The sequence below is a fragment of the Tsukamurella sputi genome (assembly GCF_007858445.1).
In the GTDB taxonomy this organism is placed as follows: domain Bacteria; phylum Actinomycetota; class Actinomycetes; order Mycobacteriales; family Mycobacteriaceae; genus Tsukamurella; species Tsukamurella sputi.
Genome location: NZ_VIGV01000004.1, coordinates 155,659 through 179,482, shown reverse-complemented (window position 1 = coordinate 179,482; position 23,824 = coordinate 155,659). Strand labels below are relative to the sequence as shown.

General features: G+C 66.5%; 22 protein-coding genes and 1 pseudogene. 12 read left to right on the top strand and 11 right to left on the bottom strand.

Annotation, left to right across the window (positions count from 1 at the left end; translation table 11 throughout):
- Positions 1 to 391 precede the first annotated feature (391 nt).
- On the top strand, positions 392 to 892 hold the full coding sequence (locus tag FK268_RS13690) for an SMI1/KNR4 family protein (RefSeq protein ID WP_146434906.1): 501 nt from the start codon (positions 392 to 394) through the stop codon (positions 890 to 892).
- A gap of 86 nt (positions 893 to 978) precedes the next feature.
- Here the strand turns inward: FK268_RS13690 and FK268_RS25320 are convergent.
- A pseudogene (locus FK268_RS25320) lies at positions 979 to 1,674 on the bottom strand (hypothetical protein); the annotation flags it as partial.
- A gap of 378 nt (positions 1,675 to 2,052) precedes the next feature.
- Here FK268_RS25320 and FK268_RS13680 point away from each other — a divergent pair.
- Positions 2,053 to 2,796: a VIT1/CCC1 transporter family protein gene (locus FK268_RS13680; protein ID WP_231707078.1), complete on the top strand. Its 744-nt coding sequence runs from the start codon at positions 2,053 to 2,055 to the stop codon at positions 2,794 to 2,796.
- A gap of 46 nt (positions 2,797 to 2,842) precedes the next feature.
- On the opposite strand, the gene FK268_RS13675 is transcribed toward FK268_RS13680, so the two are convergent.
- Positions 2,843 to 3,328 carry a DUF2231 domain-containing protein gene (locus FK268_RS13675; protein ID WP_146434904.1) on the bottom strand — a complete coding sequence of 162 codons (486 nt, stop codon included), beginning with the start codon at positions 3,326 to 3,328 and terminating at the stop codon, positions 2,843 to 2,845.
- Between the two features lie 184 nt (positions 3,329 to 3,512).
- On the opposite strand from FK268_RS13675, the gene FK268_RS13670 reads away from it, so the two are divergent.
- Complete coding sequence (locus tag FK268_RS13670; RefSeq protein ID WP_146434901.1) at positions 3,513 to 3,824, top strand: hypothetical protein; 312 nt, start codon at positions 3,513 to 3,515, stop codon at positions 3,822 to 3,824.
- A gap of 326 nt (positions 3,825 to 4,150) precedes the next feature.
- Complete coding sequence (locus FK268_RS13660) at positions 4,151 to 4,939, top strand: hypothetical protein (RefSeq protein WP_146434899.1); 789 nt, start codon at positions 4,151 to 4,153, stop codon at positions 4,937 to 4,939.
- Positions 4,940 to 5,685: 746 nt separating this feature from the next.
- Here the strand turns inward: FK268_RS13660 and FK268_RS13655 are convergent.
- The 4 genes from FK268_RS13655 to FK268_RS13640 all read right to left on the bottom strand — a co-directional run bounded on the left by FK268_RS13655 (position 5,686) and on the right by FK268_RS13640 (position 9,757).
- Positions 5,686 to 6,195 carry a TspO/MBR family protein gene (locus FK268_RS13655; RefSeq protein WP_146435842.1) on the bottom strand — a complete coding sequence of 170 codons (510 nt, stop codon included), beginning with the start codon at positions 6,193 to 6,195 and terminating at the stop codon, positions 5,686 to 5,688.
- Positions 6,196 to 6,283: 88 nt separating this feature from the next.
- Positions 6,284 to 6,931 carry a hypothetical protein gene (locus tag FK268_RS13650; protein WP_146434897.1) on the bottom strand — a complete coding sequence of 216 codons (648 nt, stop codon included), beginning with the start codon at positions 6,929 to 6,931 and terminating at the stop codon, positions 6,284 to 6,286.
- Positions 6,918 to 7,595: a hypothetical protein gene (locus tag FK268_RS13645; RefSeq protein ID WP_146434895.1), complete on the bottom strand. Its 678-nt coding sequence runs from the start codon at positions 7,593 to 7,595 to the stop codon at positions 6,918 to 6,920. The genes FK268_RS13650 and FK268_RS13645 overlap by 14 nt, the downstream gene beginning before the upstream one ends.
- Entirely contained in the window at positions 7,592 to 9,757 is a 2,166-nt protein-coding gene (locus FK268_RS13640) for an MMPL family transporter (RefSeq protein ID WP_231707077.1), read from the bottom strand. The genes FK268_RS13645 and FK268_RS13640 overlap by 4 nt, the downstream gene beginning before the upstream one ends.
- Positions 9,758 to 9,832: 75 nt before the next feature.
- Here FK268_RS13640 and FK268_RS13635 point away from each other — a divergent pair, with 75 nt between their 5' ends.
- A complete protein-coding gene (locus FK268_RS13635; protein WP_146434891.1) occupies positions 9,833 to 10,306 on the top strand; it encodes a MarR family winged helix-turn-helix transcriptional regulator in 474 nt (157 codons plus the stop codon).
- 15 nt (positions 10,307 to 10,321) lie between these two features.
- Complete coding sequence (locus FK268_RS25315) at positions 10,322 to 10,681, top strand: GGDEF domain-containing protein (RefSeq protein ID WP_146434889.1); 360 nt, start codon at positions 10,322 to 10,324, stop codon at positions 10,679 to 10,681.
- Between the two features lie 40 nt (positions 10,682 to 10,721).
- Here the strand turns inward: FK268_RS25315 and FK268_RS13625 are convergent, their stop codons facing one another.
- From FK268_RS13625 to FK268_RS13615, 3 genes are all read right to left on the bottom strand, one after another.
- Positions 10,722 to 11,045 carry a hypothetical protein gene (locus FK268_RS13625; protein WP_146434887.1) on the bottom strand — a complete coding sequence of 108 codons (324 nt, stop codon included), beginning with the start codon at positions 11,043 to 11,045 and terminating at the stop codon, positions 10,722 to 10,724.
- A 138-nt stretch (positions 11,046 to 11,183) separates the two neighbouring features.
- Complete coding sequence (locus FK268_RS13620; protein WP_146434885.1) at positions 11,184 to 12,209, bottom strand: hypothetical protein; 1,026 nt, start codon at positions 12,207 to 12,209, stop codon at positions 11,184 to 11,186.
- Positions 12,210 to 12,363: 154 nt separating this feature from the next.
- Complete coding sequence (locus FK268_RS13615; RefSeq protein WP_146434883.1) at positions 12,364 to 13,104, bottom strand: enoyl-CoA hydratase; 741 nt, start codon at positions 13,102 to 13,104, stop codon at positions 12,364 to 12,366.
- Positions 13,105 to 13,205: 101 nt separating this feature from the next.
- Here FK268_RS13615 and FK268_RS13610 point away from each other — a divergent pair, with 101 nt between their 5' ends.
- The 3 genes from FK268_RS13610 (at position 13,206) to FK268_RS13600 (ending at position 16,019) form a co-directional block, all read left to right on the top strand.
- Positions 13,206 to 13,427: a hypothetical protein gene (locus FK268_RS13610; RefSeq protein WP_146434881.1), complete on the top strand. Its 222-nt coding sequence runs from the start codon at positions 13,206 to 13,208 to the stop codon at positions 13,425 to 13,427.
- A 66-nt stretch (positions 13,428 to 13,493) separates the two neighbouring features.
- Complete coding sequence (gene mihF / locus FK268_RS13605; RefSeq protein WP_146434879.1) at positions 13,494 to 13,805, top strand: integration host factor, actinobacterial type; 312 nt, start codon at positions 13,494 to 13,496, stop codon at positions 13,803 to 13,805.
- Positions 13,806 to 14,900: 1,095 nt separating this feature from the next.
- Positions 14,901 to 16,019: a YeiH family protein gene (locus FK268_RS13600; protein ID WP_438695989.1), complete on the top strand. Its 1,119-nt coding sequence runs from the start codon at positions 14,901 to 14,903 to the stop codon at positions 16,017 to 16,019.
- 3 nt (positions 16,020 to 16,022) lie between these two features.
- Here the strand turns inward: FK268_RS13600 and lysX are convergent, their stop codons facing one another.
- Both lysX and FK268_RS13590 read right to left on the bottom strand, forming a co-directional pair.
- Positions 16,023 to 19,403, bottom strand: a complete 3,381-nt coding sequence (lysX, locus tag FK268_RS13595) for a bifunctional lysylphosphatidylglycerol synthetase/lysine--tRNA ligase LysX (RefSeq protein ID WP_231707076.1) — start codon at positions 19,401 to 19,403, stop codon at positions 16,023 to 16,025.
- Between the two features lie 8 nt (positions 19,404 to 19,411).
- Positions 19,412 to 20,320 (bottom strand): NAD(P)/FAD-dependent oxidoreductase, encoded by a 909-nt coding sequence (locus FK268_RS13590; protein ID WP_146434875.1) that lies wholly within the window; start codon positions 20,318 to 20,320, stop codon positions 19,412 to 19,414.
- A gap of 134 nt (positions 20,321 to 20,454) precedes the next feature.
- On the opposite strand from FK268_RS13590, the gene FK268_RS13585 reads away from it, so the two are divergent.
- From FK268_RS13585 to FK268_RS13575, 3 genes are all read left to right on the top strand, one after another.
- Positions 20,455 to 21,051, top strand: coding sequence for a DUF1269 domain-containing protein (locus FK268_RS13585; RefSeq protein WP_146434873.1), 597 nt, complete (start codon positions 20,455 to 20,457; stop codon positions 21,049 to 21,051).
- Between the two features lie 26 nt (positions 21,052 to 21,077).
- On the top strand, positions 21,078 to 21,932 hold the full coding sequence (locus FK268_RS13580) for an acyl-[acyl-carrier-protein] thioesterase (protein ID WP_158636107.1): 855 nt from the start codon (positions 21,078 to 21,080) through the stop codon (positions 21,930 to 21,932).
- A 139-nt stretch (positions 21,933 to 22,071) separates the two neighbouring features.
- Positions 22,072 to 23,817: an MFS transporter gene (locus FK268_RS13575; RefSeq protein ID WP_146435838.1), complete on the top strand. Its 1,746-nt coding sequence runs from the start codon at positions 22,072 to 22,074 to the stop codon at positions 23,815 to 23,817.
- The last annotated feature ends 7 nt before the right edge of the window (positions 23,818 to 23,824 follow it).

The following is a 23,824-nucleotide window of genomic DNA, read 5'->3' as shown; positions in this document are numbered from 1 at the left end:
CCTGCCCGCCAGAAGCGGACTCGTTACATCGCAGCGGCAGTCTTGTGCCTCGTGGGGGTGCTGCTGGCGGTTCTGTCGGTCGTATCGAATCAGCCGGTATTGTCCACCCTATTCGAAGGCGCGATGGCCGCGATACTATTCGTTGTCGGCGCCTGGCACCTCATCAGGATCTCGAAAACGACTGTCGCTTAGTAGGCCTGGCGCGAAGGTGTCCCGCAGGCCCAGTCTGCTGGCAGTGGCAACTCGAGCTGAGTGCCGATGAACGTGGCTCCTACCTCGGTAGGAGCCACCGTTCTTTGCCGCAGTCGTCTCCGTCCGCCACGATCATGCATCGTAGCGGATATTAGATTCTAGGAGTTGAATGACCGGTCGTCGCTTCTAGTCTGACCGCATGGAGCCGGAACAGGTGTGGTCACATGAGCAGTACGAGCCGTATATTCAGGAGCCCCTCACGCCGGAGTCCCTGGCCGCAGCGGAACAGGAACTGGGCGTTCGGCTTCCGTTTTCCCTCGTGGCGCTCCTGATGTACCGCAACGGCGGGCCCATCCGCGTGACTCTCCCCCACGACCGCGACTTCGACATCCTCCACGAAACCATCCGCGGTATCGGTGAGAAGTTCCCGCACCTCGCCAAAGAGGCGTGGTGGCAGTGGCCGGACGAGGACGAGGGCGTCCCGATCCCGCCCGATCCGCACTGGCTGATCTCCTTCGACGGTGGCGGTCACTGGGACCTGTGTCTCGACTACCGGCACTCACCGACCGACACGACCGGCCTGGGCATCGACCCAGCAGTCACCGTCATCGACACCGAGCGGATCGAGATCGAGTACCCCGTCGCCGAGTCCTTCGACGCCTACCTGGCGGATCTGATCGTCTCGCCGGACGAGGAGTGAGGGTCAGCGGCCGAAGAACCTATCGCTGAGCCGGTCGAAGAAGCCTTCGATCCGCTTCCCCGGGTGTTCCGGGCGCGCTGTGGGCCTCATCGCGGATCTACGCGTCGCCTGTCGGCGACGCCGGTGTGACTGGACGGGGCGCAATGGTGGCGGCTGAGGGCTCGGTGGTGCTCAGTTCGTTTGTGGGTGGTCAGCGGCGGCGCGGCGGCACTAGATCGCGGCACTGTTCGGGTGCGGCTGCATACATGAATTCGCTGATCGTCCGCGGTTTCGGGACGTGGAACACAGACGCTACGAATGATGAACCGGTGTCCGGGGCATTCACGAGGCGATACCAGAGTCTCCGTCGCTGTGGACGGCGCTCTTCTAGCGCATCTGCCCGCTGACCGGGAATCAGTATGAGGCGGTAGACCAGCGCGGTCCGTATTCCCCGCGCTTGTTGCTCCAAAGTGGTGACAGTTCTGATCTCCGACCATGCCCACTCCCGTAGGTGGTACTCGATCGCGATCACCCACTCGTAGAAAGCTGGACGTCGCCGCGAGTTTCCGCTGCACCGACGAAGGAGCGAGCAACCGCCCGTGATCGGTGGCGCCCGCCAGGCCGAGACGCTGCTCGGGACGCCCGGACGGGATCCGGCGGAGGTAGCCGAGGAACTCGAACGCTGTCGGTGTCCGAAAGTCGTTGATGCTCAGTCCCTTGGCCGCGAGGAACTTCAGTCGATGCCGCAGACCGTAGGCGTATCCCGCGACTGTGTTCGGGCTGTACTCGGCGTCGATCAGGTGCGCGAGGTACCAGTTAACCGGCTCGACTTCGGCGCCGGACGGACCCTACAAATAGACGCGGCGGGCCACTCCATCTTCGTGCTCGGTGAGCACCTTCATGGCGTTGGTCTGCACTCAGTGTTGTCTCGCTCATCGTTGTCTCGCTCATCCTGATCCAATTGAGCATCGCCTGCTTCTGCCCCGCCGCAGTTACTGCTCAAGCGATTCGGCCTGCGCCAAGGCAGCCCGTTTTGAGCCCGACCTAAGGTCGCCTAGAAACCTGGCACCGGGCGCATTACGAGCGAGCGTCGGCTTGCCTCAGCAAGCGCTGGCATCCCTGCACTAGGGTAGCCTCACGTTCGTTGAAATGGCCGCTGACCAGCGTTTAGTCTGGCCGCTGTGACGAACAGGGACGGGATCGCCGACACCGCGACAGAATGCTCAGGACACGACGGTGAGCCGCACAGCGGCGCAGTCGGGAGCAAGCTGAATTGGCTCCGAGCCGGAGTCCTCGGAGCCAACGATGGCCTGCTCTCCACCGCGGGATTGGTGATCGGCGTCGCCGCAACCGCCGCCACCCCCGGAGCCATTCTGGTCGCCGGCGTCGCCGGACTGTCAGCAGGCGCATCAGCAATGGCCCTCGGTGAATACGTATCCGTGAGCACCCAGCGTGACACCGAGAAGGCGTGGATCGCGAAAGAGCAACGGGAACTTCTGGAGCAGCCGGAAGAGGAGTTCGACGAACTCGTCGGCCTCTACACCGCCAAGGGACTGAGCGAGGCGACCGCCCGGCAGGTCGCCAGTGAACTCACTGCCGCCGACCCCTTGCGTGCTCATCTCGACATCGAGTTGGGTATCGACCAGGAAGAACTGACCAATCCCCTGGCAGCGGCGTTATCGTCAGCGGTCGCGTTCAGCCTCGGCGCGCTCATCCCCATCGCAGCCTCCCTGATCGCCTGGCACCGCATGCTCTGGATCGTGCTCGCCGTCGCAGTCGGACTCGCCGTCACCGGCTACGCCTCAGCCGCGCTCGGCGGCGCCAACCGCCGCACAGCGGTCATCAGGCTCCTCGTCGGCGGCGCAGCCGCCATGGCCATCACCTACGCGATCGGCCGACTCCTCGGAACCACAAGCCTCACCTAAACCAAGATCCGCCACCGCAGCGCGCCGCAGCCCGATCACCCGATCGTCAAATGCCTGACCACACCATCGCCGCGCCCGAATGCCCTGCAATCACCACCCCGACGATCCCACCGACGGCAACAAGAACAGACAGAACACCGAGCGCGATTGCGCCCACCCGCCCACGAAGAGCGGCCATCACCGGAACCTTCCGATGAACCCACGAACTAGAACCGGCCCACACCATCACCGCAAGAACGAACAAGGCAATAGACCACAAGAACGTGACTGTCCCCTGCGTCGAGTGATCCTCGATCTGCGCGCGCATCGAAGCCATCGCCAGCCGCTTCTCTAACCGCTCCCCCGACTCCTTCGCCAGATAGCAGCCGATCACCGCAGCAAGCGCAAGGACCGGGAGAACCAAGCCCGCGCGGTCGCGGGCCCGAGCCGACCATGCGCAGACCACCAGTAACAGAGCTGCAAGCGGCACCAACACCACAGCACCGTGAACGAACAAGGGATGCGCCGGAATCCCGGCGATATCAGTGAACACACCGAAACAATGCCACCCGATCCTGGCAATCCACTGTCAACGAAGCGGGAGGTGACTCGTGCCGACACTGTACGACCATCGACGGAATGCGTCGACGGCTTTTCATGGCGAACAACCCCGAGGGGTCGCTGGTTCGCGTTGACACCAACATCACTTCCGTGCTTCCCGACGCCGAGCGGATGCTATGGAAGGAGCCTTCTGGGGCACAACCCACCAGTCGATCATCGGACACGGCGTGATCGATCAACCGCGCCGTGCGCCGCAACTACCGGCGCGGTGGCTCCTCATTGGTCTCGCCCGGCAGACGAGCCATCTCAACCTGTACGTCAACGCCGCCGAAGATAACCAACACCTCGCGCCGGTCTACGCTCCCACACTGGGGAAGGTAAAGGCCGGAGCGGCGAGCCTGTCGTTCGCGAACGCTGATCGCATCGATACTGACGTCCTCACCACGATGCTTCACCACGCAGCTCGACTAGTCCCACCCGGCAACTAACAACAACCACAACGGTAGTCAATCTCGGTCCAGAAGCTCACAGGAAAGTTCGCCGATCACTGCACGAAGGCGGTCGAGCTCCTCAACGCCGGCCGGAGTGGCTGTGTAGACACGTCGCACCCGGCCATCTACGACGTGCTCCGCTGAGCAGAGCAGTCCCCCGTCTTGAGCGGTAAGCGGGATGTTCCGCTTAGCCAGTTCGGCGGTCAGCTTTGCCTCGATTCCCATCCGATGAGGTCCAGTCCAGCAGCGGTTCCCGGGGTAGCCTGACGCCAGTGGGGTCTACGCGGCGTCGTTACTGAAGGGCTGTGCATGATGAGCGTTTGGTGTCTGCGGTGGTGGAGATGATCAGCCGTGACGTCCGCGATCCGGAACTTGCGGCAACTGATCTGGCGGCGCTGGTCGAACGGGAGGGCGTCGTCGAGTTGGCCGGAGTGGTCTCGCCAGCGTGGCTGGAGAGTGCCCGCTCCGACGTCGGTCATGCCATGAGTTCCGGTAGTGGGAACGCGTTCCTGATATTCGATCCCTCTGCCGAGGAGAGTCCGGCTGCCGAGGCAATCACGACGGACCGGCGGCTGATCGAGCTGTTCGAGGGCCTCACGAGACAGTCGTGGCCGCGAGCAGTGGAGCCAGCTACCGTGCGCCTACGGTCCTTTCTTCGGATTGTCGTCGGCGCCGACGACAATCCACCCACTCTTCTGCATTACGACGCCTACGTCGTGACAATGGTAATCCCGATAGTTCTCCCTGCTCCGGAAAGTGCCCCCTGTGGCCGGCGCGGCGAATTGCTCGCGCTGGGGAATCACCGGCGATTTCGGCGCACTGTGGCCGCGCACGTGGTCGATAAACTCCGTACCCACAACGGCCGATACCGCGCACAGGCCCTCGCTAGCGGCGTTCACGACGCTTTGGTGCCGATGGAACTCGGAAAAGCGTATCTCTTCTGGGGGTACCGGACCTTTCACGGCAATCTCCCGCTTCAGCCCGGTCTCGAGCGCGCAACGCTCATAGTTCACTACGGACTTCCGCACCGTGACAGTCGCTTCTTTGACCTCGCGAAGACGCTTAGTCCCGCCCGACGAGGAGTCCGCCGATACTCGAAAGTCAGTAATTGAGCGCATGTCACGCTCGGAGGGATAGCCGCGCAGCAGGGTGCGATGCCGTCGGCAAGCGACGACATGGAGTCCGACTTCGACAGACTACGGAGACGGTTCTGACTCCACCTTTTCGCACGACCTGAGAGACTGTCTGGAGAGCACGCCTCTTTATGGAACTGCTGTGCAGACAATGAATCCAGACACTCGCACCTGTAGGCTCAGCGAGTTCGTCAGTGCTTCAACGCGTCTGGTTAAACGGGGGGCTAGGCGATCACGGCGCGAGGGGAGGCTCATCCGAAGGTCGAGCGCGAAGCGCCAGTTAAGCAAGGAACACGTACAGTAAAGTACATGCCGCGACGGCGAGTGCGCAGACCGACCAGTGGAAGCTACCTGGCACCGGGACCCTAGCCAGCCTTCGCCGGGGCCCGCCATCGTCGAGGTGGCCATCGGCCCCCTTGGCTATGTCGGCCAACCCGCTAGCTAGGGGATGCATTCGACGTCGGGGCAGCGAGCGGCACCCTCGCGCCGCCGCTGACGTTCGTGCCAGCGCCCAGCCAAGATCTACTCCGCGGTGCGGGACAATGCAGACTATGAGCAGCGGGCCAGGCCCTGGAAGGCAATTTCCACCGGCGAGTCCCGGTGCATTCATTGCATGCAACCAACTGATAACGGGACGTGTTTAAGTTGCTCGCGGAAGTTCTTGGGCTTCGCCCCGAGGTGGATTCAGTGGCCGTTAGGACCGCCGAATGATTCATTCCGTCGCGCTAAGAGTTGAGCGACCAGACCGAACAGTTGAGAGCCGTAGCGAACAGGGACCATGCCAGGTATGGCGTAAGCAGTATCGCCGCGAGGCGATCGCGGAACCAGAAGGCCACGATCGTCGCAACAACAAGGACGTCCAGCACGACGATGTCGCCGAGTGCCCATCCGCGCTGCTCAAGGCCAAAGAACAGTGGCGACCACAGCAGGTTAAAGAGCAACTGCGCGCCGTAGAGCACAATAGCTCGGTTGCCGAACGTGGGTTCCGTGCGCCAGATTCGCCACGCTGCGATCGCCATAAGGATATACAGGACGGCCCAGACAGGACCGAACAGCCAACTCGGAGGCGCCCACGACGGCTGAGCGAGCTGCGAGTAGGTCGACGCCGCATCGGCTGACGCCGCCCCACCGACGCCGGCAACGATTCCGACGCACAGCAGCGAGACCACAAGGGCCACGGGACGGAATTCTCGGCGGTCGGCGAGATCCTCGCGGTGGGGTGCTCCTGTAACCATGCAGATCAGCTCACATTCGTTGGCTTGTCCGTAAGTCGTTGGTGCGCCGGGTTCGGTGCACCAACGCGCGACGCTCTGTTCGCCGCTATCAAGTATTCGGCGCCGCAGTGCCTCTGGATGGCATCGCACCGGGCGTACGCCCGGCGCGCGCATGTCCACTCACCTGCCGCACGGCGGCTGCGGCGAACGCTCCCTGGCCGACTGTGTTGAGGGTCTGCTCGATCCATTGCAGGGAGACGGTCTGTTCCGATCGAGCTAGATTTCCAAGTAGGTAGGTTGCGACTGTCATCACGAGCAGTACGAGCGTCGTCGAATCTCGTTCACGAAGCGCGTGCCGCCCGAGGGCGAGGTACAGAGTCGTGGTGCCGCCGATGACGGCAATGAGGTACCAGCCCTGCACATTCGGGACTGCGATCCCAAGCGCGGCCAGGGCAATGCAGCACCAACCGAGGAAGTTGATTCGGCACTCCCATGCGCCGGCAGCGAGGATGATAAGACCGCAGCCCATCATCGGGAAGAGCATTCCGGACAGCTGATCGAACTCTCCCGCCCCGAGTGCGGACAGCAGTTTGGCAACGGCCTTGCCGACGCCGCCGGCAGCCACCATCGCTGCGCCGATGTAGGCCATCGTCCGGTTTAGCCGGCGGGCCACGAAGAGCGCTCCGAGGGACCCGAGGGCGACGGGCACGAAGTCGTAGAGCGCTAGGAGCATTAGTTCGGTCTCAGGCACGGCCATGCTCGGTGCCTTCAGCGCCACTTGCCCCGGATGCCGCCCAGAGGCCGAGGACGAGACTGCCGAGGAGGAGCAACTCACCGACGTTCCCCAGCCACAGTGGTGTCCCGATTCCCGCCGCGAACAGCATCGCCACGCCTCCGACGAGCAGCCATGACGATCGTGATCGGCGCCAGATGAGCACACCCGCGCCGATGACGGCCAGGACGGTGAGTATCGACGGAAGGGGCACCAGTGTGGCCGCGTGCGTGTAGCGCAGGACGTCTCCGAAGGCGCGAGGCACGAGTGGGGGAGCCGTGAGCATCTCCACACACCCCGCCAGTATTGAGACCGCGGTCGTGAGTGCGACCAGCGCGCGTGCTCTTCGGTCGATGTGCACGCCACTTCTCACCGCAATGCTCGCCGCCGCGACGATGATCAGCGGCGTGAGAAGCGCATGCAGCCAGAACCGCAGCACGTTGAGCGCATAGAGGCTCTCTCCGTAGTGGAGCAGTCTTCCCGCGGCCAGCGTCCCATTGTCGAAGGCCAGTCCGCTCCCGATCGTCGACAGGAGGGCTGTCGGGCGGCCCAGCTGCCTGCGATGGAAGACGGTCCAGGCGACAAGGGCGAGTATCGCGGTACCGATTGCGGCGAAGATCACCGAATCGAGCGAGGGTGAGCCTCTCACGGCACTTCCTCCGCGGCTGCGGCTGCGGCGGTGTCGGTGTCGGTGTTTTGAGAGTCCTCCCGGCCGCGCGAGTCGTCCTTGAGTCGGCTGGGCCACCAGACCGTCGGACCGATGTCGTAGACCAGCGCCGGAACCAACAGGGTGCGTACGAGGAGTGCGTCGAGGAGCACGCCGAAGGCGACGATGAAGGCGATCTGCGCGAGGAAGATAAGGGGTATCACCGCCAACGCGGAAAAGGTCGCCGCCAGAACGATTCCTGCTGAGGTGATCACGCCTCCGGTCACTGTAAGGGCTCGGATTATTCCCCGTCGTGTGCCGATCTCAGCCGCTTCTTCGCGGGCCCGTGTCATCAGGAAGATGTTGTAGTCGATCCCGAGGGCGACGAGGAAGACGAAGGCGAATAGGGGTACCACCGGATCGACTCCGGGGAATCCCAGGATGTGGTTGAAAACGACCGACGAGATTCCCAGTGTGGCGGCGAAGGAGAGGATCACCGTGCCCATCAGGAGAATCGGCGCGAGAATGGAGCGCAGCAACAGGCACAGGATCAGCAGCACCACCAGGCTGACGACGGGAATGATCAGGTTCCGGTCATGGGTCGCCGTGGTCCTGGTATCAAGATCGACCGCGGTGGGCCCACCTACCAGCGCATCGGCTCCGTCGATGCGCCGGACCGCGTCCCGCAGCCGTACCAATGTCTCTTCGGCGGCCAGCGAGTCCGCGGGATCACGCATACTCGCATTGAGAGCGACCCGGCCCCCGACCTCCGTCGGCTGTCCGGCGGGATCGGCCACCGGTGCCACAGTGGCGATTCCATCGACCGCGGCCGCGGCCTTGCGCACGGATTCGAGCGATGCCACATTCGCGATGATCACGGCGGGCGATCCGCTGTCGGCCTCGAAGTGTTTCGTGAGGACGTCTTGGCCGCGTTGCGAGTCGACGGTCAATAGGAAGGTATCGGACTGTGCAACACCGTCGGCGCGGAACTGCGGTAACAACGCCGCGAACAGCACGAGCAGCAATGTCGACGCCACCCAGATTCGCCGCGGGTGCCGCCGGACGCGGTCGGCCAGGCGGCCCCAGGATCGATGCTCCTGCGGCTGACGGCCGACGGGCGCCTCCGGCTCGACGACCGGCGTGCGGGGCCAGAACACCCGGCGGCCGATGAGCCCGAGCACGGCTGGGAGGAAGGTCATCGAGGCGAGGAACGACGCGACGATGCCGATGGCCGCCACCGGACCCAGGCCGCGATTGGAATTGAGATCCGACAGCAGAAGACACAGGACACCCGCGATCACGGTGCCGGCCGACGCGGCCACCGGTTCCAGGGAGGCGCGCCACGCCGCCCGGATCGCGGTGTAGCGATCCGTGGTGGTAGCGAGCTCTTCCCGGAACCGCGATACCAGTAGCAGTGCGTAGTCGGTCGCCGCACCGAAGACAAGGATGAATAGGATTCCCTGGCTCTGGCCGTTCAGTGTGATGGCACCGTTCGAGGCCAGCACGTAGACCGCGGCGCTCGCGAGGGAAAGCGCGAGGACCGCGGAGATGATCACGATGAAGGGCAGAGTGGGACTGCGGTACACCACCACGAGAATCAGGACGACAACCGCGCCCGCCACCAGCAGCAGGAGGCCGTCGATGCGCCCGAAAGCGGCGCCCAGGTCGGCGGCAGTGCCCGCGGGGCCGGTGACATAGGCGCTCAGCCCCTGCGGGGCATCGTCGTTCAACTGATCGCGTAATCGCTTGACGCTCTCGGCCACCTCCCTGGAGGAATCGACGGGGACGACGATCTGGATCGCTCTCCCGTCCGCCGATCGGATCGGGGGTGATGCCGCTTCGGGGAACCCTTTGGTACCGGTGAGCCGGCCGATCGCGGCGGTAACGAACGTGCCGTCGGCATCGGTGATGCCGGAGCCGCGTTCCAGGGCGACCACCGCCGGAATTCGGCTCGAATCCTGGAAGGCCGAATGGGCCTTTGCGACCTCGGTGGCCTCGGCGGAGGCGGGCAGGAAGGCCGTGTTGTCGTTCGCCTGGACGTCGCCGAGCTTTCCGGCGAACGGCCCGCCGGTCGCGCCAATCGCGAGCCACAGAATGAGGAGCAAAGCGGGGAGCAACCATCGCACGCGCCGCACCGGCCGTCGGGAGCTGATCGTGTCGTTCACTTCGCGGGCCTCTCTGAGATTCGGATCGGCATCTGCGCTGAGGCGCCCCGCCATTAAAGCTCAGTAGGCTGAGTAATGGCAAGGTTGCGATCCCCACTCCGGGGCGGTTATGTGAGCGATGTGGATGACGGAATCGATGGGTGGCCCACCGGGCGCCTGCTTTCGACGGCGGCGCGGCTGGTGGAGCACGCCTGGGAGCAAGTGCTACGAGAATACGGCATCTCCAGTGCCGGACTCGTTGTGTTGCACGCAGTTTCCGCTGCGCCGGCATCTCAGCGCGAGATCGCCCGTGCCGCTCGCGTGACGGACCAAACAGCGAGCCGCACGATCGAACGGCTCGAGCGGGCCGGCTACATCACGCGCGATGTCGATCCCGGCGACGAACGCCGGCGCGTCGTCGCGGCTACCGAAGCCGGACGGCGTGTGTACCGCTCGCTCGTCGAGCGGGAACGCACAGATCCCAGCCTCGTCGCAGCCCTCGGTGACTCGGAAGTCGCCCTGCGCGCACTCCTCCTTGAGCTGATCAACTCCCAAAAAAGGGCCACCTGATCAGGGGAATCGCCTATGCAGCTGAGCGAGACCGATGAGCTGACGTCGCTACTCAACCGTCGTGGCCTCCTGACTGGTGTGCGTAACGTACTTGATGCCGCCGGGTCAGCCCTGTCCGCGGTGGTGGTTCTTGTCGACGTCGACGATCTCAAGGGCATCAATGCCGCCCATGAGTACGCAGCTGGTAATCGTGCAATTCGGCAAGTTGCGGCAACGATCCGAGCGTCTTCTCCACCCGGCACGGTTATCGGTCGATGGGGTGGGGACGAGTTCGCAACCCGCAAGCCGGCTCGGCGACGCACGTCACGCCGTGGTGCCCAGCAGAACCGATGTGTGCGGATAGTCGGCTCCTTGCTGCACCAATGCCGACCGTAGGCTTCCGACCTCAGGCGTATCCGCTCGACTCACCACCGAGTCAGTCGCCGCCTCGTTTCCCACAGTCTGCGTTCATTGCCGCGGCCCAAAGTTCGCGCCAGTGTGTCATGGGCCATCCGGTCACGTTGTCGCAGGCCAGATTCGGAGCCTTCCAGGTCGCGGCTGTCGCCGCGACCTGAAGGTAGGCGATAAGGGGTTCGAGTTCTTTGAAGGTTGCGGGCAGGTTGTTGCCTGATCGCCACTCACGGATCTGTTGCTCGGTGATGCCGACGCCAGACTGCGCTACGTCGGTGGAGGGTGGGGCGCCAGCTTCGGCGAAGGCTCGCTGGAGTGCTGACGCCAGGGCGGCCCGTGCGATGCTCACCGCGGGAGCACCACGTTCTCGCAGGCAAGAGCCACCGTTGAATTGGTAGCGTCGTCGGTCCCAGTTGAATCGGTCGCGGCGAACTCCAGGGTTCCCACTTCACTCTCCTGCCCCGTGTAGCTGATCTTATCGTCGGGTCTATTTCAGTGTGGGTAGGGGGACTCCGGCTTGGGCGAGGGCGATGACGCCGTCGGTGGCGATGGGGGCCCAGTCTGATGGTCCAGGTGTGATGGTGGGGTTGCCGCCGAGTGTTCCGACGTATTGGGTTTGCATCTCGTACTGGAACTGGTAGCGGACAAGTGTTTCGGTGTCGCCGAGCGTGGTGGTCACGGCTCGTGTGCCGATCGGGGTTGCTTTGACTACGCGGAGGCGGACCATGCGTTCGACGCCGATTTCGGGGAGGCGGCCGCCTTTGCCTGGGACGCGTAGTTCTCCGGGCGCGGTGGGGATCCGGATGGTTTCGGAGCGGCCGCCGCCGGGCCCAGGCAGGGCCCCGCCGGATTTGCCGAGCGCGTTGGGGATGATGAGGTTGCCGGACCATCCTGCAGTTGCGCCGGCATTAGTGTTGGGGTCGATCGTGCGTGGCGCGGTGCGTGGGTCTCCACCAGGGAACGGTCCGGCAGTGCCGGGCGAAATGGAGAAGACGCGATCGGTTCCCAGGTGGTACGGGGATCGGGACGCCTGGCCACCGGCGGGCAACGTCTCCTCGAGGACCGTTGAACCCGGCAGGTCCGGCGTGCCGCCGACACTACCGATCTGCACGGTCGAGGTGGTCGGTGACGGCGCGGTCGGTGTGGCGGAGTTCGGTGGCTGCGGGGACTCCCCGGACGGTTCGGGGGCGGCAAGGCGGTCGTCGGAACCGGAGTTCGGGTCAGGAAGGGGCGGGATCCCGGCCGCGCTTGTGGACGGTTGCTGCGATTGCGTTGACGGTGGTGAAGGTTCGGCGGTCGGCGCGGCACTGCTGGGGCTCGTCGGCTTCGTGCCATCGGAGTCGCGATCACGATTTGGTCGATCGCGATCCCTATCCTTGTCCTTGCGTTTGTTGTCGCCGGGCTTGCTCGAATCGTGAGAGCCCGAGCCACCCCCGGGGTCACCGTGCGCGACAGCGACGGGACCAGAGCCGACCGTCAGTACTACAGCCGCGGCCGCGATGAACGAGATCACGCGTGACATAACGATCCCCAATCAGATCCACCAATATGAATATGTCATCCAAGATTAGGCTGGGTCGGCGGGGAGTGTCGCGGCGAAGCAAGGCTTACGTGTCCGACGTCACAAATCTTCGGGTGGCACCGCTGAGCGCCGTGCACTGCGTGGGTCAGCGGCCCTGGAAGGCGGGGCCGCGTTTCTGGAAGCGGGCGACCTGCGCTTCGGCAGCGTCCTCGCTGCTCCACGCTGCGTCAAAGAGTTCCCGGCGGCGCTGTTCGGTTTCGGTGTCCCAGGCGCCGTCATCGTTGAGGACTCGTTTGCCGTGCTGGATCGACAAGGGTGCCAGGGCGGCGATCCCGCGGGTCCACTGTTGGGCGTCGTCGATCCGGTTAGCCAGGCCGGTAAGCAGCGCTTCGTCGGCGGGCAGCTTCTGCGCGCCCAGGAGCATCGCCCGCGCTCGTCCGTATCCGACGAGGGAAGTCAGTCGGCGGATCGACCAGGTGTCGAGGGCAAGGCTGTACTTGGCGACCGGGACCCGAAAGTACGCCTGTGGTGCGACGACGCGCAGGTCGCACATCATCGCCAAGGGAATTCCAGCGCCGATGACGGGACCGTTGATCGCGGCGATCACAGGGATAGGCGCGTGGTCGATCGTCTTGTTCAAGATGACCGCCCTCCCTTGCAGGTCGGCGATCAGATCCTCCGCGGAGGCGCTGTCACCGGAGAGGTCGATACCGGAGCAGAACACGGCGCCTTGCCCGGTGAGCACAATCGCCTTGACCCCTTCACCGGCCGCACTGCCGACCGCGTCGCGCAGACGGTCGAGCAGCTCGGCAGTCAGGGCATTGCGACGCTCTGGGCGTTGGATCTCGACGGTCAGGACATCGCCGTCACGGCACAGATCAATCACACTCGTAAACTAGTACTTGCGGGGATCGCACCTGATAGCGGGACGCCACGAACAGTTCACTTACGTAAGTATTCGACGGTTGTTCTAGTACGGTCACAAGAGTGTCGTACCGCAAGATCGCATCCAACGTCCGTGTCGGTGACCGTGTCTGGCGTGATGGCCAATACTGGCTCGTCGAGCAGAGCGCCGCAGCAGACGGGGCCGGGTGGCGGTTCCAACTCCGTGACAAACAAGACCAACGGACGGTGTGGATATACCGCCGCGACTTCGACGTCGCTGTCGCCGGCCGCGGCGACGACAACGGAGACGACGGCATTACCTAGTGCGCCAACCCGTCGGAGCCCTTCGCTAACGTCGATCGGGGCAACCCATCTACCAGGAGACCTACCATGGCATTGCCCACTCTGACTCCGGAACAGCGTGCGGACGCGCTCGCCAAGGCTGCCGCCGTCCGGAGCGCCCGCGCCGCGATCAAGAACCAGCTCAAGACCGGCGCGATCACTCTTTCCGCGGTCCTCGGCCGTGCGGATGAGCCGGCGGTCGGCAAGATGCGCGTCGCCGCGCTCCTCGAAGCTCTGCCGAAGATCGGCAAGGGCAAGGCCACCGAGATCATGACCGAGCTGGAGATCGCCGAGAATCGCCGTGTCGCCGGCCTGGGCGAGCGGCAGCGCGCCGCGCTGGTCGAGCGGTTCGCCGCCTGAGTTCAGATCTCCGCGGGATCGACCTTTCCCCGCAAGAGATTGCGCGCTATGTGCCGGGTGGGCGAGTAACAGAGGCGCCATTTACAATGGCACTACAACGAATCCTAATCAGGTATTTCCTGGAAATATTTTGATGGAGATTGTTTCCAAGACAGGTAAGCCGGTGTCCTCCGCGAGCGCCATCCCCACCGAGGCTGAAGTGCTATTCGGGTCGGGATCCCAATTACATGTCATCGACAACTTCTTCGACCCAAACCTGGGAAAGACTGCCATTCGGCTGGTTCAAGCGTAGGAGATTAGAATGCCAGAAGAAATGAACGGGCGGATGTTTGGAATCTCCGGAAGAGGTCAGGGGGTGAAACCCTATCGGAGGCCGAGATTGCCGCATACCGAGCTCGATTGATTCGATTCACCAGAAGATTATTGCGGCCGCAAATGATCAAGATTCCGAGGTGGCCTCGCCAAATTTCTGGAAGTAATTGCATCGTTCTGCTGAGGCCAGCAGTTAGATATATCTGACGAATCGAATTGGCGACATCGTGAAGATCAATTCCAGAGGGCTTGAGATGATTGCGGTAAGGCTTTGGCGATCCGGACGAATCCGGATTGGCCTCATTAATTCCGGCTGGCATCGAGGAGGCGGAACGCAAGATCGGTTCGTCCCAGGCCAAACAGTCAGACGGGTATTTGACGGGGCGGACCATCGAGGTCTCCGCAGAGTTCTACAGGTAGCGGCTCGAGGTATCGGCCGTCGCACCGACGCTGGAAGCAACCTCAGCATCGGGTGTCCTAGCGGAGCGGTTGCGTATCGCGTTGTTGGGGCCTATGTCCAAGGACGACCCCCTCTTCTAGGAGCTGCGAAGGGAGGGCGACTGTGGGTGGTTGAACCGATGCGGGTCTCTCCTCGATGCCACGAGCGCGGCTGCTTTCACGATCCGCTACGTTCGAATCCACCGGATCGGAACCCTTCCGAAGCCACACCGCCCCGGCGAGGCTCTCGCAGGTGAAGAACCTCGACGCCGACTGGTGGTCGGTCATCGTGACGGGCGTGATCGTGCTGGCGGCCGTCGCCGGCGTACTGCCGAGGATCGGCTGGTGACCGCGGAGACCGCGGCGGGCGACGCCGTCGTCGAGGCGCCGCCGGGCCCGCAGCGGATCCTCGCCTACGTCCCCGGTGTCCTACTGCTCCTGGCGATCGGCCTGCTGGCGAAGTTCACCGAGAAGTGGGTGAACGACGCGGTCAAGGCGCACCACTGGACCTTCCCGAACATCGAGTACGTGCTCTGGGCGATCCTGTTCGGCCTGATCGTGGCGAACACCGTCGGGATCCCGAAGGTCTTCCGCCCGGGCATCGGCAGCTACGAGTTCTGGCTCAAGGTCGGCATCATCGCGCTGGGATCGCGATTCGTCCTCGGCGACGTGGCGAAGCTGGGTGGCACGAGCTTCCTGCTGATCCTGATCGACATGACGATCGCGGGCGGGATCATCCTGCTGGTGGCGAAGCTGCTCGGGCTGTCGGACAAGCTGGGCAGCCTGCTCGCGATCGGGACCTCGATCTGCGGCGTCTCGGCGATCGTGGCGGCCCGCGGCGCGATCCGAGCGCGGAACTCGGACGTCTCCTACGCGATCACCGCGATCCTCGCCCTCGGCGCGGTCTCGCTGTTCACGCTGCCGGCGCTCGGCCACCTGATCGGCCTCACCGACCACGAGTTCGGGCTGTGGGCGGGACTCGCGGTGGACAACACCGCGGAGACCACCGCCACCGGCTACCTGTTCTCCGACGAGGCCGGCAAGCTCGCCGTCGTCGTGAAGTCGACGCGCAACGCACTCATCGGATTCGTCGTCCTCGGCTTCGCGCTGTACTGGGCCTCACGCGGCGAGGCGGACGCGATCGCGCCGGGCGTCGGAGCGAAGGCGCGATTCGTCTGGGAGAAGTTCCCGAAATTCGTGCTGGGCTTCCTCGCTGTGTCCGCGCTGGCGACCTTCCACCTCATCGACAAGGGCGGCCTCGCGAGCCTGGCGAACCTCTCCAAATGGGCCTTCCTGCTGACCTTCGCCGGAGTAGGCCTCAACACCGACCTCCGGGAGATCGCGCGGACCGGGTGGCGCCCGCTCGCCGTGGCCGTCGTCGGCCTCGTCGTCGTGGCGACGGTGTCCCTGGGCCTGGTCCTGTTCACCGCCCGCGTCCTGCACTGGGGCGTCGCCGCCGCCTGACCGCTACTCCGTGGCGCGTGGACGCACGAACGGGAACGCCAGGGTGGCGCGGATGTTCACCCCCGCGAGCAGCATGACGATGCGGTCCACGCCGAGGCCGAGGCCGCCGGTCGGCGGCATGGCGTAGGTGAGGTCCTTGAGGAAGCCCTCGTCGAGCTGCATGGCCTCCGGGTCGCCCGCGGCGGCCGCCATCGACTGCCGGGTCAGCCGGGCCCGCTGGTCGACGGGATCGTTGAGCTCGGTGTAGGCGGTCCCCAGTTCGGCGCCGAAGCCGACGAGGTCCCACCGCTCGGTGAGCGCCGGGTCGTCGGCCTTACGGCGGGCGAGCGGCGCGACCTCCACCGGGAAGTCGCAGTAGAACGTGGGAGACGTCGTCCGCTTCTCGACCAGCGCCTCGTACAGCTCCACGACGAGCTCGCCCGCGCTCGCGGCCGGCGCCGCAGCCACGCCGAACCGCGCGCACACGGCCGCCACGTCCGCGCGCGACGAGGTCGAGGTCACCGTCGTCCCCGTGGCGCGGGACACCGCCTCGTGCACCGTCACGACGGGCCACTCCCCGCTGAGATCGACTTCGCCCTCCGGGCGCCGTGCGACGGGTCGGCCGTTCATCGCGACCGCGACGGCGAGGATCACCTCGCGGGTGAGCTCACGCATCATGTCGTAGTCGCCGTAGGCCTCGTACGCCTCCAGCGCGGTGAACTCGGGGTTGTGCGTGGCGTCGACCCCCTCGTTGCGGAAGTTGCGGTTGATCTCGAAGATCCGCCCCATGCCGCTCACCGCGAGCCGCTTGAGGTAGAGCTCCGGAGCGATCCGCAGGTACAGCTCCTGGTCGTAGGCGTTGATGTGGGTCACGAACGGACGCGCCGCGGCGCCGCCGTGCACGCCCTGCAGCATCGGCGTCTCGACCTCGGTGAATCCTCGGGCCGCGAACTCGGCCCGCAGGGCGGCGACGCCGGCCGATCGCCGGTAGAGCAGGTCCACCGCGTCGCGGTTGGTGATCAGGTCCAGCACGCGGTGCCGGGCACGGGCGTCGTCGGCGATCCGAGCCCGGAGCGCGGGCACCGGGCTCAGGCACTTCGCCGCCATCGCCCACGACTCGAGGCGCACGGACAGCTCACCGGTGCGTGAGGCGATCACCTCGCCGGTCACGGCGACCAGGTCACCGAGGTCGAGGAAGGCCCGCCAGATCGACCGCGTCGCGTCCTGCGTCCCGGCCCGATCGGCGATCACCTGCAGACGCACGCCGTCCTCCTCGAGCACGGTGAAGGTGACACCGCCGAAGTCGCGGATCGCGCGGACCCGCCCCGTCACGGAGACGACGGTGCCCGATGCACCGCCCGGCGGGAGCCGCGGATGCTCGGCGCGGACCTGCGCGAGGCCGTGGGTGCGCGGCACGGACCGCGGGTAGCCGGGCATCCCGGCGGCCTCCATGGCGTCGAGCGTGCGGCGCCGGACCCGCTCCTGCTCCGACAGTCGCGGCGCCGGCGCCTCCCGCGCGAGCAGCCCGGTCTCCGCGGCGAGCGCCCGGCGCACGAAGTCCGGGTCGCGCGCGGGTTGATCGATCGACCGTCGCCGGCCGGCGAGGAACCTCGGGACCAGGTGCGGGATGTAGCCCTCCGCGATCGCGACGGCCACGACGGTGCGCACGACGGTCAGCGCCGGGTCGTAGCAGAGCAACCGCGGGACCCACTCGGGCCGGTACTTCTCGTTGGACCGGTACAGCGTCTCCATCTGCAGGAAGCGCGAGGCGAAGCCGAGTACCGCGTCGCTGAGCCGTGTCACCGGTCCGGCGCCCACGTCGTCGGCACCGAAGAAGACGGCGCGGAAGATCGCGAAGTTCAACGAGATCCGTCGTACCCCGATCGTCGGCGCGCGGTCGATCACGTGCGCGACCATCGCCTCGATCAGCCCGTTCTCCGCGCTCGGCGAGCGCCGCATGAGGTCCAGCGACAGTCCGCGGGCGCCCCACGGCACGAAGGACAGGAAGCCCTGCGCGGCGCCGTCGGCATCGCGAGCCGTGACGAGCACGCACCGGCCGTCGAGGTCGTCGCCGAGCCGGTTCAGGGCCATGGTGAAGCCGCGCTCGGTGTTCTGGCCGCGCCACCGTTCCGCCCGGTCCGCGAGCTCCGCCCGGTCGGCGGCGGTGAGCTCGCTGTGTCGCCGGACATCGATGACGTACCCGGCCGTGCGCAGCCGTGTGACGGCCTGCCGCACCGCCCGCATCGGCCGCCCCTTGAGGGTGAAGGAGTCCACGTCGACGATCGCCTCGTCGCCGAGCGTCAGGGTCCGCAGGCCGGCGTCGGCGAACATCCGGGCCGCGTCCACGGAAGCCGCGCTGACCGCCGGGTAGTGCCCGTGTTCGCGGCAGTGGGCCAGCCACCGGTCGATCGCGGCCGCCCACGAGTCGCGGTCCCCGATCGGATCGGCGCTGGCCAGCGAGACGGTGCCGACGTCACGGAAGGTGATCGCGGCCCGCCCGTCGGGCGCGAGGACCACCGACTTGTCCCGGCGGGTCGCGAAGTAGCCGAGCGAATCGTTCTCACCGTGTTCGACGAGCAGCATCCGGACCGCGAGCTCGTCGTCCTCGGTGAGCAGCTCCGAGCCCCGCGGGGCCCGCCAGAACGCCATGACGGTGACCACCAGGACCACCGCGGACAGCGCGCCCGAGACCGCGTACACCCAGCGGAAGCCACTGCGGCCGTCGAGCAGGAAGTCCCGTCCCGGAGAGACGATCACACCGAAGGTGCTGCGCAGCGCCCACGTCGCCTCCTCAACGATGCCGGAGAGGGTGTGCGGGAACGCGGCGGTCAGGGCGAGGGTGATCCCGTACGCGAGGCCGAAGCCCCCGACGAGCGTGGCCGCGGCGGCCCGTTTCGAGCCGGCGGTGAGCCGGGCGGAGAAGGCCCGCCGCGAGAACGCGACCGCGACGAAGGACGCGCCCGCGAGGATGACCACCGCGGCAGCCCCGAGCGCCGATTCCCGCACCGACCAGTAGGCGTCGAACAGGTGCGGGGCGTGCTCGAACCGCGGATCTCGGGTGACGATCGCGACCAGGTCGACGGCGTTCGCCAGCGTCGTGACCGCCATGAGCACCAGCGTGACGGTGTGCGCGGCCCGCAGTCGTCGGCGCAGCGCCCCGCTGAGCAGCGCCAACAGCGCGACGACGAACAGGCTCGGCTCCGTCGGGATGCCGAGGGCGCTGATCAGGTCGGCGAGGACCAGGAACAGGTGCTGCCCGCGGAACAGCAGGGTCAGCAGTGAGACGAGCGCCGCCGCGGCGGTCAGCCGGGCGAGCTGTTTGGCTATCCAGCGCGCGAACCGGTCGCGCCGATCCTCGGTCGTCCGCGGCGCCGCCGAGTAGCTGCGGAGGGCAGGAGCGAGCACGCCCCGACTCATACGAGCGTCGCGACCTCGTCAGCGCAACCCCAGCTGAGCGTGACGCCGGCGCCGCCGTGGCCGTAGCAGTGGATCACGTCGCCCTCGCGCTCGAGGCGCACCGTCGGGCGGGAGGGCCGCAGCCCGACGTTGCGGCCGATCACCTTCGCATCCGCGAGCTCGGGCACGAGTGCGCGCGCACGCGCCAGGATCGCGTCCTCGGTCGCGGGGTCGGTGGTGAGGTCCTCCGCGCCGTGGTCCTCCGTGCCGCCGACGACGATGTCGCGCGAGCGCGGCACGACGTAGGTCGGGTTGCGGAGGTCGTTGTCGTCGATCCACCAGCGGTCGACGCCCACCTGCTCGAGATAGACGACCTGCCCGCGCACGGGTTCCATCGTCGTATCGCCCACGAACTCCCGCGCACCCAGGCCCGTCGCGTTGACGACGGTGCCATCCAGCTCGTCGAGCGAGGCCACGGTCCGCTGTTCGACGGTGCCGCCCAGCTCGCGGACGCGCGCCGCGAGCCAGGGCAGGTACAGCGGCATCTCGATCACCGGCGAGACGAAGCTCCACCCCTCGGCGTAGCCGGGACGGGGCCCGAGCACCCGCTCCACCGCAGGGACGGCGGACGTCCACCACGGCTCGGGGACGCTCTCGCGGAAGATCTCCGTTCCCGGCGTCATGACGACACCGTCGACCCCGCGGGCGGCGAGCGCGGTGAACTCGGCGAGGGTCGTGGCCGACCATCCGGTCACGCGATCGCGCGGCTCGGCGAGGTACGGGTACCAGACCGCGGCGGCGACCGCCGACGTCACGTCAGGAGGCAGATCCCGCCCGACGACGCGCACCGCGTGCCCCGCCTCCAGCAGTCGCGCCGCGCACGACAGTCCGATCACACCCGCACCGACGACGGTCACCTCAGTCATGCCCCCACCCTGTCATGTCGCACCGTCCGCCCGAGCGTCCGTTCGGCGAAGTCCGGGCGATCCTTCGCAATCGCAGCGTAGGCTTTGCGATGACACCACCGGACCCGGATCACTCACCGACACAAGGACTCACCATGCCTGAATTCGTCGCCGTCATCTCGCTGCCCACTCGCGCCGCCACCTACGAGGAGTTCTCGGCCCTCAGGAACACCGCCGACACCTACGGCGTGGTCTCCTCCGCGCTGGTCGAGCGCAACGCCGACGGCACCTACGCGATCCCCGAGACCACCGACGGCACCACCGGGACCGGCACGCTCGGCGGCTCGCTCATCGGCATGCTCGTCGGCGTCCTCGGCGGCCCCGTCGGCATGCTGCTCGGCATGTCGGTCGGCACCGCGACGGGCGCGCTCGTCGACGCGAGCAACCTGGACGACAGCGACGACGTGATCTCTCTGTTCGCGCAGCAGCTTCCGCCCGGGAACAACGCGATCATCGTGCAGACCGAGGAGCCGACCACCGATGCGCTGGACGCGCAGGTGGCGAGCGTCGGCGGCCGCATCGCGCGCCGCTCGCTCGACGAGGTGATCAGCGAGCTCGAGGCGCAGCAGGACGCGGCGGACGCCGCCGCGAAGGCTGCTCGCAAGGCCGCGCACGAGCAGAAGAAGCAGGAGCGGCACGAGAAGAACGAGGACCGGATCAACGCCCTGAAGGCGAAGTTCAAGAGCGCCTGACGCCGCACCCCGATAGGGTCGCGGGCGTGAGCACCCCCGCCTGGACCCCGTCGACCTACGAGTTCCTGCAGGCGGCGCCGCCCGGCCCGTCGTTCGAGCGCACCTGGCCGGTGCGCACCGGCGACGTGGACCCCGGGCGGCGCGTGCGGCTCGACGGGATCGCGCGCTACCTGCAGGACATGGCGAACGACGAGATGTTCCACCGCGGCTTCGACGCGACGGATCCGTACTGGCTGGTGCGGCGCAGCATCATCGACGTGCACGAGCCGCTGCACTGGCCGTCCGACGTGACGCTGCTCCGGTGGTGCGAATCCACCAGTTCACGCTGGTGCAACATGCGGATCACGCTGCGTGGCAGCGCGGGCGGCCACGTCGAGACCGAGGCCTTCTGGATCCGGTTCAGCGCGGATTCCGGTATGCCCACGCACATCAGCGAGGGCGGCATGGAGTACCTGCAGCAGCACGTGACCGAGACGCGGCTGCGCTGGAAGGCGCTCAACACCGCGACGCCGCCGGAGCCCTCCGCACGCGACTACACGGTGAAGCTGCGGGCCACCGACTTCGATCCGTACCAGCACCTCAACAACGCCGCCTACCTGCAGTTGGTCGAGGACGACCTGAACGGCGATCCCCTGCTCGCCGCGCCGCACCGTGCGATCATCGAGTACTTGGCGCCGATCCCCCTGGGTTCGAGCGTGCAGGTGCGCTCGGAGCGCGACGAGGCGGGCTACCGACAATGGCTCCACCTCCTGGATGCCGACGGTGCGCCCGCGCGCAAGCCCGCGGCGGCCGTGTCCGTGACGCCGCTGCCGGGCGCCCCCTTCGCGCCGCCCGCGCCGTGGCCGCCGGAGCAGGTCGAGCGCATCGAGTGGCGCGCTTGAGACGCGCCCGCCGGTTGCACCGAATTCGGTCGAATGCCCCAGCCGCCCGGTCCCGCTCAGCGGCCGTCCGTGCGCGCACCTAGACTCCCTAAGGATAGGTAAGTTTTTCTAACCTTAAGGACGGACGGTGACGCCGGCCATGCTCGACACCCGTGCATCGGAGTCGCACAGCGACTCGTACAAGTGGATCGCCCTCTCCAACACGACCCTCGGCATGCTGATCGCGACGATCAACAGCTCGATCGTGTTGATCGCGCTCCCCGACATCTTCAAGGGCATCCACCTCAACCCGCTGGAGCCGGGGAACACCAGCTACCTGCTGTGGATGATGATGGGCTTCCTCGTGGTGACGGCCGTCCTGGTGGTCGCGTTCGGCCGCCTCGGCGACATGTTCGGCCGGGCCCGCATGTACAACATGGGCTTCTTCATCTTCTCGATCTCGTCGATCTTCCTGGCGGTGACCTGGTTCGACGGGCACGCCGCGGCGCTGTGGCTGATCGGCTGGCGCGTGGTGCAGGGCATCGGCGGCGCCTTCCTGATGGCGAACAGCTCGGCGATCCTGACCGACGCCTTCCCCGCCGACCAGCGCGGACTGGCGCTCGGCATCAACAGCGTGGCGGCGATCGCCGGTTCCTTCCTCGGCCTGATCATCGGCGGCGTCCTCGCACCGATCAACTGGCACCTGATCTTCCTCGTCTCCGTCCCGTTCGGCGTGATCGGCACCGTCTGGGCGTATCTCAAGCTCGAGGACCGCGGCGAACGCGTCCCCGCGACCATGGACTGGTGGGGCAACCTGACCTTCGCGATCGGCCTGATCGCCGTCCTCGTCGGCATCACGTACGGCATCCAGCCCTACGGCGGCCACGCGATGGGCTGGACCTCCCCCTTCGTGCTGTCCTGCCTCCTGGGCGGCGCCGTGGTCCTGGCGATCTTCTGCGCGGTCGAGCTCAAGGCCGAGTCGCCCCTGTTCGACCTGCACCTGTTCCGGAACCGGGCGTTCCTGTGGGGCAACGTCGCGAACCTGTGCGGCTCGCTCGGCCGCGGCGGCCTGCAGTTCATGCTCATCATCTGGCTGCAGGGGATCTGGCTGCCGCAGCACGGCTACGACTACACGCAGACCCCGCTGTGGGCCGGCATCTACATGGTGCCCATGACCGTCGGTTTCCTGCTCTCCGCGCCGATCTCGGGCGCCCTCTCGGACCGGATCGGCGGCCGCGCCCTCAGCGCGGCGGGCCTGGTCATCACGGCACTCACCTTCCTCGCGCTGATCGCGCTGCCCGTGGACTTCGCCTACTGGGCCTTCGCCGCGATCCTGTTCGTCAACGGCGTCGGGATGGGCATGTTCGGCTCGCCCAACCGTGCGGTGGTGATGAACTCGCTACCCGCGACCTCGCGCGGCTCGGGCTCGGGCATGATGACGACCTTCCAGAACTCCGCGATGGTGCTCTCGATCGGCCTGTTCTTCTCGCTGATGATCGCGGGCCTGTCGAACTCGCTGCCGGGCGCCATGTCGACGGGGCTGCAGGCGGGCGGCGTGCCCGCGCAGTACGCCTCGGAGATCGCCGCACTCCCGCCGGTCGCCGTGCTGTTCGCGGCGTTCCTCGGTTACAACCCGGTGCAGGAACTCCTGGGACCGCATCTGGCACAGCTGCACCTGACCGCGGAGCAGACTCAGCACCTCACCGGCCTGCAGTTCTTCCCGCACCTGATCTCCGAGCCCTTCCGCTCGGGCCTGGAGCTCGCGTTCACCTTCGCGGCGGTCGTGTGCCTGCTCGGCGCCGTCGCGTCGCTGCTGACCGGCGGGAAGAAGCCCGACGCCGCCCCCGCCGACGTGGAGACCCTCGAGTCCGAAGCCGACGAGGTGGAGACGATCGCCCGGTTCTGACCGCCGG

Excerpts from the sequence above, each read along its gene's own strand:
- FK268_RS13690 (WP_146434906.1), top strand. The coding sequence starts at position 392 with ATGGAGCCGGAACAGGTGTGGTCACATGAGCAGTACGAGCCGTATATT.
- FK268_RS13670 (WP_146434901.1), top strand. The coding sequence starts at position 3,513 with ATGGAAGGAGCCTTCTGGGGCACAACCCACCAGTCGATCATCGGACAC.
- FK268_RS13655 (WP_146435842.1), bottom strand. The coding sequence starts at position 6,195 with ATGGTTACAGGAGCACCCCACCGCGAGGATCTCGCCGACCGCCGAGAA.
- FK268_RS13650 (WP_146434897.1), bottom strand. The coding sequence starts at position 6,931 with ATGGCCGTGCCTGAGACCGAACTAATGCTCCTAGCGCTCTACGACTTC.
- FK268_RS13635 (WP_146434891.1), top strand. The coding sequence starts at position 9,833 with ATGGCAAGGTTGCGATCCCCACTCCGGGGCGGTTATGTGAGCGATGTG.
- FK268_RS25315 (WP_146434889.1), top strand. The coding sequence starts at position 10,322 with ATGCAGCTGAGCGAGACCGATGAGCTGACGTCGCTACTCAACCGTCGT.
- mihF (WP_146434879.1), top strand. The coding sequence starts at position 13,494 with ATGGCATTGCCCACTCTGACTCCGGAACAGCGTGCGGACGCGCTCGCC.
- FK268_RS13590 (WP_146434875.1), bottom strand. The coding sequence starts at position 20,320 with ATGACTGAGGTGACCGTCGTCGGTGCGGGTGTGATCGGACTGTCGTGC.
- FK268_RS13585 (WP_146434873.1), top strand. The coding sequence starts at position 20,455 with ATGCCTGAATTCGTCGCCGTCATCTCGCTGCCCACTCGCGCCGCCACC.
- FK268_RS13575 (WP_146435838.1), top strand. The coding sequence starts at position 22,072 with ATGCTCGACACCCGTGCATCGGAGTCGCACAGCGACTCGTACAAGTGG.